Annotated in this window: 9 protein-coding genes; 4 read left to right on the top strand and 5 right to left on the bottom strand. The window is 65.7% G+C overall.

Annotated features, from left to right (window positions below; all coding sequences use genetic code 11):
* Window positions 1-118 precede the first annotated feature (118 nt).
* The 3 genes from E8F06_RS22550 to E8F06_RS22540 are packed head-to-tail and all read right to left on the bottom strand — an operon-like array spanning window position 119 to window position 5,877.
* On the bottom strand, window positions 119-1,555 hold the full coding sequence (locus E8F06_RS22550) for an efflux transporter outer membrane subunit (protein WP_280371211.1): 1,437 nt from the start codon (window positions 1,553-1,555) through the stop codon (window positions 119-121).
* Between the two features lie 5 nt (window positions 1,556-1,560).
* Entirely contained in the window at window positions 1,561-4,692 is a 3,132-nt protein-coding gene (locus tag E8F06_RS22545) for an efflux RND transporter permease subunit (protein WP_280371209.1), read from the bottom strand.
* A 27-nt stretch (window positions 4,693-4,719) separates the two neighbouring features.
* A complete protein-coding gene (locus E8F06_RS22540; protein WP_280371207.1) occupies window positions 4,720-5,877 on the bottom strand; it encodes a MexC family multidrug efflux RND transporter periplasmic adaptor subunit in 1,158 nt (385 codons plus the stop codon).
* A gap of 167 nt (window positions 5,878-6,044) precedes the next feature.
* Between E8F06_RS22540 and E8F06_RS22535 the strand changes: the two genes are divergently transcribed.
* Window positions 6,045-6,596, top strand: a complete 552-nt coding sequence (locus tag E8F06_RS22535; RefSeq protein WP_280371205.1) for a transcriptional regulator — start codon at window positions 6,045-6,047, stop codon at window positions 6,594-6,596.
* A 35-nt stretch (window positions 6,597-6,631) separates the two neighbouring features.
* On the opposite strand, the gene E8F06_RS22530 is transcribed toward E8F06_RS22535, so the two are convergent.
* Both E8F06_RS22530 and E8F06_RS22525 read right to left on the bottom strand, forming a co-directional pair.
* A complete protein-coding gene (locus tag E8F06_RS22530; protein ID WP_280371203.1) occupies window positions 6,632-7,024 on the bottom strand; it encodes a GFA family protein in 393 nt (130 codons plus the stop codon).
* A 109-nt stretch (window positions 7,025-7,133) separates the two neighbouring features.
* Complete coding sequence (locus tag E8F06_RS22525; protein ID WP_280371202.1) at window positions 7,134-8,090, bottom strand: LysR family transcriptional regulator; 957 nt, start codon at window positions 8,088-8,090, stop codon at window positions 7,134-7,136.
* 463 nt (window positions 8,091-8,553) lie between these two features.
* Between E8F06_RS22525 and E8F06_RS22520 the strand changes: the two genes are divergently transcribed.
* The 3 genes from E8F06_RS22520 (at window position 8,554) to E8F06_RS22510 (ending at window position 11,916) form a co-directional block, all read left to right on the top strand.
* Window positions 8,554-8,883, top strand: a complete 330-nt coding sequence (locus E8F06_RS22520) for a DUF485 domain-containing protein (protein WP_280371200.1) — start codon at window positions 8,554-8,556, stop codon at window positions 8,881-8,883.
* Window positions 8,880-10,529, top strand: a complete 1,650-nt coding sequence (locus E8F06_RS22515) for a cation acetate symporter (protein WP_280371198.1) — start codon at window positions 8,880-8,882, stop codon at window positions 10,527-10,529. Before E8F06_RS22520 ends, E8F06_RS22515 begins: the two co-directional genes overlap by 4 nt.
* Window positions 10,530-10,653: 124 nt before the next feature.
* Window positions 10,654-11,916, top strand: a complete 1,263-nt coding sequence (locus E8F06_RS22510) for an OprD family porin (RefSeq protein WP_280371196.1) — start codon at window positions 10,654-10,656, stop codon at window positions 11,914-11,916.
* The last annotated feature ends 114 nt before the right edge of the window (window positions 11,917-12,030 follow it).

Below are 12,030 nucleotides of genomic sequence, written 5' to 3'. Positions count from 1 at the left end.
TGACATGACGATCGCCCGGCAGAGGGAGAAACCACCCTGCTTAGCGCGGCTCACCTTAATTAAAACTCCTGGAAAAAAGCACCCCGTAAGCTCCTCTGCGCGAGGTATCCCAGCCTACCTACCCACCCGACACCCCATTCGAACCGCTGACGGACTGCTGCGCCCAGCCCCCACCAAGGGCACGGAACAGGTCGACCAGGGCGATCTGCCGCTCGGTGCTGGTCTCGATAAGCGCCAGTTCGTTGAGGAAGTCGCTGCGCTGGGCATCCAGGTAGCGCAGATGGCTGTCCACGCCGCCCTCGTAGCGGGCCTTGGCCAGCTTCAGGGTTTCGTTGCTGGTGTTGGCCAGGGCACGCCGCGCGACCTCTTCGCGACGCAACGTGTCGGTGGCCGCCAGGGCGTCCGCCACCTCGCGGAACGCCGTCTGGATGGTGCCTTCGTATTCAGCCACCGCGGCGTCCTTGCGGACTTCGGCCAGATCCAGGTTGGCGCTGTTGCGTCCGGCATCGAACAGCGGCAGCGACAGGTTCGGCACGAAGCTCCAGGACCGTGATCCGCCACCGAACAGCCCGGACATTTCCGCGCTGGAGGTGCCGAAGCTGCCGGTCAGGCTGATGCGCGGGAAGAACGCCGCGCGCGCCGCGCCGATATCGGCATTGCGCGCTTTCAGGCGGCGTTCGGCGGCGAGGATGTCCGGGCGCCGCTCGATCAGGTCGGACGAGGTGCCGGGGGCAATGTCCTGGATCAGCCGCAGTTCGTCCCGTGATACCGCTGGAAGCTCCTTCGCGGCGTCCTGCGTACCGAGCAACAGCACCAGGGCGTTGAACGCCTGCTGCTTCTGCCGCTGGTTCCGCTCCAGCTCGGCGCGGGACTGTTCCACCAGTCCCAGCGCCTCCTGGTAGTCCAGCGCGGTGGCGGCACCGGCGGCTCGGCGCTGCTCGATCAGCACAAAAGAGTCCTCGCGGCTGGCCAGGGTGCGATGGGTCAGTTCCAGGCGACGCTGCGCGCCGTCGTAAGTCAGGTAGGCCTGGCTGACTTCGGCGACCAGCGCGATCTGCGCACTACGGCCCGCTTCCTCAGTGGCGAGGTACTGCTCCAGCGCCGAGTCTGTCAGGCTCTTCACCCGGCCGAACAGGTCCAGCTCGTATTCGGGCAGCGAAAGCCCGACCTGGTAGCTGCTGGTAACGTCCGAGACGCCTTCGCTGGCCAGGTCAGCCGGGACCCGCTGGCGATTGCCCGAGGCGCCGGCGCTGAGCCCCGGCACCCGGTCGGCGCGCTGGATGCGGTACTGCGCGCGGGCCTGTTCGATGTCCAGCAGCGTCTGGCGCAGGGAACGGTTGTTGTCCAGGGCGATCTCCACCAGGCGGTGCAACTCGGCGTCGGTGATGAAGGCCTGCCAGTCGAGGCCGCCGACTTCGGCGCCGGACTGACTGCTGTCGGTGTTCCAGGCCTGGGGAACAGGCGCTGCAGGGCGCTCGTAGGTCGGGGCCATGGAACAGCCGCCAAGGGACAGGGCGAACACCAGCGCCGAAACGGTAAAGACGGATTTGCGCATGGCGATCACTCCAGGGCCTGGGTCGGTTGTTCAACGGGGGCGGGTTTGCTCCGCAGCAGCGACAGCACCCAGACGAAGCAGATGGGCACGAAGATCACCCCCAGCAACGTGGCGCCGAGCATGCCGCCGATCACGCCAGTGCCGATGGCGCGCTGGCTGGCCGCGCCGGCGCCCGTGGCCAGGGCCAGCGGCACCACGCCGAGGATGAAGGCCAGGGAGGTCATCACGATGGGACGGAAGCGCAGGCGCGCGGCCTCGATGGCAGCTTCGCGCAGGCTGCGCCCCTGCTCCCAGAGCTCCTTGGCGAACTCGACGATGAGGATCGCGTTCTTCGCCGCCAGGCCGATGATGGTGATCAGGCCGACCTTGAAGTACACGTCATTGGGCATGCCGGCGACGATCACCGCCAGCACCGCGCCCAGCGCACCGATGGGCACGATCAGCATCACCGTCAGCGGGATCGACCAGCTCTCGTAGAGCGCCACCAGCACCAGGAAGACCACCAGGATGGCCAGCGCGAACAGCTGCGATGCCTGGCCGCTGGCCACCTTCTCCTGATAGGACAGGCCGGTCCACTCGTAGCTGATGCCCGCCGGCAGCTGGGCGGCCAGGCGCTCCATTTCGGCCATGGCTTCACCCGTACTCACGCCGTACATGGCATCACCGGAAATGCGGATGGACGGGTAGCCGTTGTAGCGCACGATCTGCACCGGCCCCTCTTCCCAGTGAGTGCTGACGAAGGCACTCAGCGGCACCAGTTCGCCGCCGGTGTTGGGCACATAGAGCTTGAGCACGCTGTCCGGGGTCATCCGCGCGCCCTGCTCCGCCTGCACCACCACGCGCTGCTGGCGACCACCATTGGTGAAGTCGTTGATCACCGCCGAACCGAAGGCGGTGGACAGCGCACTGTTGATCGACTCGAAGCTCACGCCGAGGGTGCGCGCCTTGTCTCGATCGATCTCAAGCCGCAGCTGCGGGGCTTCCGCCAGGCCCTCCATCATCGCGTAGAGGATCTTCGGGTTGCCGTTGGCCTGGCCAAGCAGTTGGTCACGAGCGGCCAGCAAGGCCTCGCGCCCCAGCCCGCCACGGTCCTGCAGGCGCAGGGCGAAGCCGCCGGAGTTGCCCAGGCCATCGATGGGCGGCGGCGTCACCGCCATGATGGCGCCGTCGCCCGGCACGGCGAAGTGCTCGTTCACTGCCTGGGCTTCCGCCTCGGCGGACTGATCCGCGCCACGCAAGGACCAATCCTTGAAGGTGGGGAAGGCCAGTGCGGCGTTCTCGCCCATGCCGGAGAAGCTGAACCCCGTCACCAGAAACGAGGACGCAACCGCCTCGCGGGATTGCAGGAAGCCCTCCAGCTCCTGGGCGGTGGCGTCGGTGCGCGCGCGGGTTGCGCCGGGCGGCAGCTGGATGTCGACGATGTTGTAGCCCTGGTCCTCCACCGGCACGAACGACTCCGGCAGGCGCAGGTAAAAGAAGCCCAGCAGCGCAACGATGCCGACGTACACCAGCATGAAGCGCCCGGCACGCTGCACCAGGCCGTTGTTCAGCACCGTGTAGCGTTCGGTCAGGCGATCGAAGGTACGGTTGAAGGCGCCGAAGAACCCGCGTTTCTCGTGGTGCCCATGGGGAACCGGCTTGAGCAACGTGGCGCACAGCGCCGGCGTGAAGGTCAGCGCGAGGAAGCCGGAGAACAGGATGGACACCGCCAGCGACAGCGAGAACTGCTGGTAGATCACCCCCACCGAACCGGCCATGAAGGCCAACGGCAGGAACACCGCCGATAGCACCAGGGTGATGCCGATGATGGCGCCGGAGACCTGGCCCATGGCCTTGACCGTGGCCGCAGCCGGGGACAGTCCCTCTTCGGCCATGATTCGCTCGACGTTCTCCACGACCACGATGGCGTCGTCCACCAGGATGCCAATGGCCAGCACCATGCCGAACATGGTCATCATGTTCACCGAGAAGCCCAGCAGGTACATCACCGCCAGCGTCCCCAGCAGGCACACCGGCACCACGATGGACGGAATCAGCGTGTAGCGGACGTTCTGCAGGAACAGGAACATCACCAGGAACACCAGCACCATGGCTTCGAGCAGCGTGTGGATCACCTTCTCGATCGCCACGTCGACGAAGCGCGAGGTGTCGTAGGGCACCGAGTACTCGACGTCCGCGGGGAAGTTCACCGACAGCTCGGCCAGGCGTTCCTTCACCAGGGCGGCGGTCTGCAGCGCGTTGGCGCCGGGGGACAGCTGGATGGCCCCGGCCACTGCCGGCTTGCCGTTCAGGCGCGAGTCGAAGTTGTAGCTCTCGCTGCCCACTTCCAGACGCGCGACGTCGGCGAGCTTCACCGTGGAGCCGTCGGCATTGGCGCGCAGAACGATGCGGCCGAACTCCTCCGGGCTGTCCAGGGTGCCTTTCACTGCCAGAGTCGCGGTCAGCTCCTGCTCGGTGCTGCCCGGCGAGCTGCCGAAGCTGCCAGCCGGCACCTGGACGTTCTGCCCGGCAATGGCGGCACTCACGTCATCGATGGACAGCCCGTAGCCGACCAGCTTCTGCGGGTCGATCCACACGCGCATGGCGGCTTCGGAAGAGAAGAACTGCAGCTTGCCGACGCCGGGTACACGGCGCAGCTCGTTATTGATGTTGCGCGCGGCAAAGTCGCCCAGCGCCGTGGTGTCGGCGTGCTCGGCGCCGTCTTTGTAGTTGAGCGCGTAGATCAGCAGGAAGCCGGCACTGGTCTGCTCCACCTGGAGCCCCTGGCTGAGCACGGCCTGCGGCATGCGCGCCTCGGCTTTCTTCAGGCGGTTCTGCACGTCCACCTGGGCCAATTGCGGGTCGGTGCCGGGCTGGAAGGTGACCACCACTTCGGCGATGCCGTTGGAGTTGTTGGTCGACTCGAAATAGAGCAGGCCCTTGGCGCCATTGAGCGACTCCTCGATAACGCTGGTGACCGACTCCACCAGCACCTTCGCCGAGGCGCCCGGATAGGTGGCGGTGACCGAGATCTGCGGCGGTGCCACGCTGGGATACTGCGCCACCGGCAGCAGCGGGATGACCAGCAGGCCGGCCAGGGAAATGAACAGCGCCACCACCCAGGCGAAGTTGGGGCGTTTGATGAAGAACAGAGACATTGGGAATTCCTCGCGGCGAAGCCGACCTTATTGGCGCGACGCCTGCTGGTCCTGCGCCTGCTGCGGCGCGACCTTGGCACCGGGCTGCAGTCCGGCGAGGCCACCGACTATGACCTGGTCGCCGCCCTTCAGCCCTTCACTGATCTGCCAGCGCGCGCCCTGCATGACACCGGTTTTCACGGTGCGCACTTCGGCACGGCTGTCCTCGCCTACCACCAGCACCAGGGCACCGCCGTCGGCGGTACGCTGCACAGCGCGCTGCGGTACCAGGGTGGCCTGGTCGTCCATGCCCTGGGGGGCCTGCACGCGCACATACATGCCCGGGAGCAGGACGCCGTCCGGATTCGCGAACTTGCCGCGCAGGGAAACCTGGCCCGTGCTCGGGTCCACCGCCACGTCGGTGAACATCAGCGAACCCTTGCTCTCGTATTCGGTGCCCTCGACGCGGATGGAAAGCGCGCCACTGTCGCCAGCGGAGAGATTTCCGGCTTTCAGCGCTTCGCGCAGGCGCAAGGCGTCTGTCGCCGATTGCGTGAAATCGACATAGACGGGGTCCAGCTGCTGGATGCGCGCCATCAAAGTGGCGTCGCCCTGCCCCACCAGTGCGCCCTCGGTCACCAGCGCGCGCCCGATGCGCCCGGAAATCGGCGCCTTGACCGAGGCATAGCCCAGGTTCAGGCGCGCGGTTTCCAGGTCGGCCTGGGCCGTGCGGGTCGTCGCCTGCGCGGCGCTGAGGTCAGCCATGGCGCTGTCGAAATCCTGGCGACTCACTGCCTCGATCTCCACCAGCGGCGCGTATCGCTTCACGCGCGCTTGAGCCTCGTACAGCGCGGCCTTGGCGCGGGCCAGTTCACCATCAGCACGGGAAACCGCCGCCTTGAGCGGGGCCGGGTCGATCTGGAACAGCAGGTCGCCGGCCTTGACGTCCGCGCCTTCTTCGAAACGCTTTTCCAGGACGATGCCAGCCACCCGCGCCCGCACCTCGGCGACTCGCACGGGCTCGATCCTGCCCGGCAGCTCCGAGGTCAGCACCAGCGGCTCGGTGACCACGGTCAACACGGCAACCGGCCGTGCTACCTCGGCTTGCGCCTCCTGCTCCTGCGCAGGGCCGCACCCCACCAGCGTGATCAATGTCATCAGCGCCACCAGGGCGCAGACCATCCCTACTACACGTACACCACCCATGATTCACCCACGGCAGATTGAAAACGGCGCAGATGATCGCCTCAAGATTTAAATGAGTCAATATTGTCTCATTTGATTCTTTTGTGTTTGCATGTGTCATTGCCTTTGGATGCGCTGGACTTTTTCTGCACAATGCGCGCAACCCGAAACCGAGCCGAGACCCGCTGATGTCCCTGACTGCCCATGACGAACGACTCCTGAAGGCGCTGGCCGTGGCCATCGTCGACCGCCCGCGTGCAACGTTGAAGGAGTTGGCGGAATCGGCCGGAGTGAGCAAGGCGACGCTGCACCGCTTCTGCGGCACGCGCGACAACCTCGTGGACATGCTGGAGGGTCACGGCGAGGAGCTGCTCCACCAGATCATCGTCGCCGCCGACCTGGAACGTGCCGAACCGCTGAAGGCACTGCGTTGCCTGATCGATGGGCACCTGACCCACCGCGAGATGTTGGTGTTCCTGATGTTCCAGTACAGCCCCGAGTTCCTCACTCCAGAGGGAGGTGGCGCGCGCTGGCTGTCCTACATCCACGCCCTGGACGCCTTCTTCCTGCGCGGCCAGCAACAAGGCGTGTTTCGCATCGACATCAGCGCGGCGGTCTTCAGCGAGCTGTTCACCACCATGGTCTGCGGCATGGTCGATGCCGAGCGCCGTGGACGGGCGGCCAGTTCCAGTTCAGCCAATGTGCTGGAGCAGATGTTCCTGCACGGCGCGGGTGTCTGAGTTCGCTGGACCTCATCCCGCGCCATGCGCGCTGCTTATTCCTCAGTACGCCCCGTGCTTTCGCGATCGCGCTCGTAGCGCCGCGTGAGTGGAAACGGCGGTAACCAGGACTCGCGACGGATGGACCAGAGCTCGTAGGTTGGCCGCAGCTGGTCAGGGGCATCCAGAGACCCGAGGTTCACTTCGATTTCGTCAGCGGTGCGCGAGAAGACGGACGAGCCGCAGCGGGGACAGAAAAACCGCCCGGCGTAGTCGCGTGTTTCGCCCTCTATCGTCACCGCCTCCTGGGGGAACACCGCGGACGCGTGAAACAGCGCCCCATGAAACTTGCGGCAGTCCAGGCAATGGCAAATGCCGACCCGGTACGGGCGCCCCGACGCCACGAAGCGAACGTTGCCGCACAGGCAACCGCCGGTGAATCGGTCCATAGCGCATCTCCTCTTCCCGTGTGACTTGCGGTAGCTCCCTGGAAGGAGGCGGATCCACCACCGGGCACAACGCCGACCTCTTTATCCCGGGCCTGGACCCACCCGATCATCACTCCAGCGTTGGAATCTGCAACCGGTGTTCTTCCCCCATCAGCCATCCGCGATTGAGGTCGGCGCAACGATGGAGATGTTCGGCGACGAGGGTTATGCGCTTGAGGCGCCGCAGATCCTCGCTGTAGTAGATCCAGAATTGCCGGGTCACTTCCACCTCGTCCGGCAGCACCGCCTGCAACCGGGGATCACCGGCGACCAGGAAGCACGGCAGGATGGCCAGCGCCCGGCCCTGCAATGCTGCCTGGTACTGGGCGATGACACTGGTGCTGCGCAGCTGGCTCATGGCTCCCGGCAGCAGGTCGTTCAGATAGAGCAGCTTGGGGCTGAACGCCAGGTCTTCGACGTAGGTGATGAAGGGGTGGCCCGCCAGATCCTCGCGGGTCTCGATCGGTGCATGCCCGGCCAGGTACTCAGGCGTGGCGTAGAGGCGAAGGCGATAGTCGGCCAGTTTCGAACAGACGTAGGGACCGCGTTCGGGCCGCTCCAGGGTGATCGCGATATCCGCTTCACGCCGTGACAGGCTGACGAAGTGCGGCACCGGCAGGATGTCGGCGGAGATGTGCGGATAGCGTTCGAGGAAGCGGCTCATCTGTGCCGTCACGAAGTAGGAACCAAAGCCCTCGGTACAGCCGATGCGCACATGGCCGGAGAGCCCCAGGCGCGTACCCGACACCTGCTCGCAAGCCGCCTGCAAGGTGCTTTCCAGGGTTTCGGCATGGCCCAGCAAACGCTGCCCTTCCACCGTCAGGACGAAGCCGGCCGCGCGCGATTTTTCGAACAGCAGCGCACCGAGTGCCTGCTCCAGGGCGCGCACGCGTCGCGATACGGTGGTGTAGTCGACGCCCAGGCGCCGCGCGGCCCCGGTGGCAGTACGTGTACGGGCGACCTCAAGGAAGAATCGCAGGTCATCCCATTTCACCTGGTCGAGGCTGGCACTTTTTTGCATGTCCATCAGGATTTTTTGTCTGTTCATTGGTGGATGGATGCCTACATATACTCACAGCCATCGCCCCACGGCCAAGTGATTTTTTCGCGGCCTGGCCAGCCCCTCAGCCAACAAGAACACAGGGCTACGAGCATGAGTGCATGCCTGATTTCCGGCCTCCGTGCCGGGCACATGCCTTGCCAGAGCATCGCCGGACGCGCGATGCCCCGATCATGGACGACCGGTTCCGGCGCTGCCGCGCCCTGCCCTCCCGTTTCCCCTGTGCCGCCGCGCCTGCCGGCGGCCAGACGCCATAGCGCTACCCATCACCTGCTGGCCCCTGGAGGGGCCGGCGGTCGCTGATAGCACTCCCCGCTCGCACAGCGACGACGAACTTGGCGACGTCCCACGGGACGCCGCCGGGAATGCTGCATGCCTGAAAAAGGCGGCAGCCAAAGGCACGACAACAACAACTAAAGCGGAGCCCGAAATGACCCCTCACCACACCACCCACTCCCCGGCCTATGAGCGCATCAAGGCCAACCCCAAGTTCCAGCGCCTGGCCCGCCAGCGGGCGATCCTCGCCTGGTCCCTCAGCGCCCTGGTGCTGGCGATCTATTACCTGTTCATCATGCTGGTGGCCTTCGTGCCCGGCTGGCTGCACCTGCCACTGTACGAGGGCAGCCACCTCAGTCGCGGCATTCCACTGGGCGCCGCCATCATCATCTTTTCCTGGCTGCTGACCGCCTGGTACGTGCGCCACGCCAACACCCGCTTCGACGCCCTGAGCGCGGAAATCCTCGAGGAGAACCTCGCATGAAAGCGCTCATCGCCCTGCTCGCCCTCGCACCTCTGACCAGCTTCGCCGACCCGATCACAGCCGAAAAGCAGCCACTCAATCTCCATGCCATCGGCATGTTCTTCGTCTTCGTCCTGGCCACCCTGGCCATCACCTGGTGGGCCGCCCGGCGTACCCGTTCCACCGCTGACTTCTACACCGCAGGCGGTGGTATTTCGGGCTTCCAGAACGGCCTGGCCATCGCCGGCGACTACATGTCGGCGGCGACCTTGCTGGGGCTCTCCAGCCTGGTATTCGCCAAGGGTTATGACGGCTTCGTCTACATCATCGGCTTCTTCGTCGGCTGGCCCATCGTGACCTTCCTGATGGCCGAGCGCCTGCGCAACCTGGGGCGCTACACCTTTGCCGACATCGTCTCCTATCGTCTCGACCAGACCCGCGTACGCAGCTTCGCCGCCCTCGGCTCGCTCACCGTCGTCTGCTGCTATCTGGTGGTGCAGATGGTCGGCGCCGGCCAGCTGATCAAACTGCTGTTCGGACTGGACTACCAACTGGCCGTAGTGGTGGTAGGCCTGCTGATGCTGATCTACGTGATCTTCGGCGGCATGATCGCCACCACCTGGGTGCAGATCACCAAGGCCGTGCTGCTGCTCGCCGGCGGTACCGCACTGGTCCTGATGGCGATGAGCGAATTCGGCTTCAGCTTCGAGGAACTGGCTGGGCGCGCCGTTGCCGTACACGCCAGCGGCGCCAAGATCATGGGCCCCGGCACCCTGCTGGCGGACCCGATCAGTGCGGTATCCCTGTCGCTTGGCCTGGTGTTCGGCATCGCCGGCCTGCCGCACATCCTGATGCGTTTCTTCACCGTGCCCAACGCCAAGGAAGCACGTCGCTCGGTACTGTTCGCCACCTTGTTCATCGGCTTCTTCTTCCTGGTGGTCTGCGTGCTCGGTTACACCGCCATCGTCATCGTCGGTACTGACCCGAAGTACTTCGTCGACGGCAAACTCGGCGGCGCCCTGATCGGCGGCGGCAACATGGTCGCCATGCACCTGGCCCAGGCGGTTGGCGGCAACCTGTTCCTCGGTTTCCTCTCCGCGGTGGCCTTCGCCACCATCCTCGCGGTGGTCGCCGGACTCGCCCTGGCCGGTGCCTCGGCCATCTCCCACGACCTCTACGCCACCGTGCTGAAGAAAGGCGGGGCCAGCGAGAAGGACGAAATGCGTGTGTCGCGCATCGCCACCGTGGCAATCGGTGTGATCGCCATCGGCCTGGGCATTCTCTTCGAGCAGATGAACATCGCCTTCCTGGTGGGCCTGACCTTCGGTGTGGCCGCTTCGGCCAACTTCCCGGTGCTGATCATGGCCATGTACTGGAAGGGCCTGACCACCCGTGGCGCGCTCTGGGGCGGGATGACCGGCCTGGTCAGCGCACTGGCCCTGGTGATCTGCGGACCTGCGGTGTGGGTCGGGGTACTCGGCCACGCCCAGGCGATCTTCCCCTATGACCAGCCGGCGCTGTTCTCCATGCCCCTGGCCTTTGTCGTGATCGTGCTGGTGTCGAGCCTCGACCGCAGCGCCCGCGCCAGCCGTGAACGCGCCGCCTACTCCGACCAGTTCGTGCGTGCACAGACCGGCCTGGGAGCGGCAGCCGCCAGCAGCCACTGACCATCGCGTTATCCGGGCACGCCGGTCGCTCCTTTGCGGCGTGCCCTTTTTCCCATTGCCATTCCGTTACTGGCCACCTGGCCGGTACGGCACCCTTCGTCCACTACAACTACAAGAGGCCTCCATGCAACGCTCCATCCTCACCTCCAGCCTGCTGCTAAGCGGCGGCGCCATGCTCCTCTCGTCCCCCGCCAGTGCCGAGTTCATCAAGGATTCGAAAGCCAGCCTGGAGCTGCGCAACTTCTACTTCAACCGCGACTTCCGCCAGCACGCCGCCCCGCAGGCCAAGGCCGAGGAATGGGCGCAAGGCTTCCTCCTGCGCTACGAGTCGGGTTTCACCGAAGGCAGCATCGGCGTCGGCCTGGACGCCATCGGCCTGCTCGGCGTGAAGCTGGACTCCAGCCCCGACCGCGCCGGCTCCGGCCTGCTCAAGCGAGATCGCGAAGCGCCCAAACGCGCCCAGGACGAGTACGGTGAGCTGGGCCTGACCGCCAAGCTGCGGGCCTCGAAAAGCACCCTCAAGCTGGGCACCCTGATGCCCAAGCTGCCGGTGCTGCTGGCCAACGACTCGCGCCTGCTGCCGCAGACCTTCGAAGGCGGCCAGCTCAACTCGCTGGAGATCGACGGCCTGACCGTCGACGCCGGACGCCTCACCCAGGTGAACCAGCGCGATTCCTCCGATTACGAAGACATGAGCATCACCACGGTGGGCGTGAAGAACATCCGCGCGCGCCAGACCACCAGCGACGCCTTCGACTTCGCCAACCTCAGCTACAAGTGGAACGACGCCCTGACTACCGGCTATGGCTTCAGCCGCCTGGACGACTTCTACCGCCAGCACTACCTGAGCCTGAACCACCTGCTGGCGCTCGGCGACGGCCAGAGCCTGAAGAGCGACCTGCGCTTCGCCCGCTCCACCGACGAGGGCGGCAGCAATGTCGACAACAAGGCCTTCGGCGCCATGTTCACCTACGGCTTCGGCGGCCATGCCGTCGGCCTGGGCTACCAGCGCATGAGCGGCGACACCGGCTTCGCCTACGTCAACGGCAGCGACGCCTACCTGGTGAACTTCGTGCAGATCAGCGACTTCGCCAACCGCGAAGAACGCTCCTGGCAAGCCCGCTACGACTACAACTTCGCCGCTGTGGGGATTCCGGGGTTGACCTTCATGACCCGCTACCTCAGCGGCGACGACGTGGAACTGGGCGCCGGCCGCGAGGACGGCAAGGAGTGGGAACGCGACACCGACATCGCCTATGTGGTGCAGAGCGGCCCCCTGAAGAACCTCGGCCTCAAATGGCGCAACGCGACCGTGCGCACCACCAACTTCGGCAACGACCTCGACGAGAACCGCCTGATCCTCAGCTACACCCTGCCGCTCTGGTAAGGGTTCACCGCGGCAGGACGGCGTCCTGCCTGGCGAATGAATTCGCCCCTACAGGATGTCCGGCTCTACAGAGCGGGCTCCTGTAGGTTGGCGCAGCGCGCAGCGAAGCCCAAC

The sequence above is a fragment of the Pseudomonas sp. BN411 genome, from assembly GCF_029871235.1.
In the GTDB taxonomy this organism is placed as follows: Bacteria; Pseudomonadota; Gammaproteobacteria; order Pseudomonadales; family Pseudomonadaceae; genus Metapseudomonas.
This window is presented reverse-complemented; position numbering and strand designations above follow the sequence as displayed.

What these genes read in the sequence shown, in the direction of transcription:
- E8F06_RS22515 (WP_280371198.1), top strand. Translation starts at nt 8,880, where the DNA reads ATGAAAGCGCTCATCGCCCTGCTCGCCCTCGCACCTCTGACCAGCTTC.
- E8F06_RS22525 (WP_280371202.1), bottom strand. Translation starts at nt 8,090, where the DNA reads ATGGACATGCAAAAAAGTGCCAGCCTCGACCAGGTGAAATGGGATGAC.
- E8F06_RS22510 (WP_280371196.1), top strand. Translation starts at nt 10,654, where the DNA reads ATGCAACGCTCCATCCTCACCTCCAGCCTGCTGCTAAGCGGCGGCGCC.
- E8F06_RS22535 (WP_280371205.1), top strand. Translation starts at nt 6,045, where the DNA reads ATGTCCCTGACTGCCCATGACGAACGACTCCTGAAGGCGCTGGCCGTG.
- E8F06_RS22550 (WP_280371211.1), bottom strand. Translation starts at nt 1,555, where the DNA reads ATGCGCAAATCCGTCTTTACCGTTTCGGCGCTGGTGTTCGCCCTGTCC.
- E8F06_RS22545 (WP_280371209.1), bottom strand. Translation starts at nt 4,692, where the DNA reads ATGTCTCTGTTCTTCATCAAACGCCCCAACTTCGCCTGGGTGGTGGCG.
- E8F06_RS22520 (WP_280371200.1), top strand. Translation starts at nt 8,554, where the DNA reads ATGACCCCTCACCACACCACCCACTCCCCGGCCTATGAGCGCATCAAG.
- E8F06_RS22530 (WP_280371203.1), bottom strand. Translation starts at nt 7,024, where the DNA reads ATGGACCGATTCACCGGCGGTTGCCTGTGCGGCAACGTTCGCTTCGTG.
- E8F06_RS22540 (WP_280371207.1), bottom strand. Translation starts at nt 5,877, where the DNA reads ATGGGTGGTGTACGTGTAGTAGGGATGGTCTGCGCCCTGGTGGCGCTG.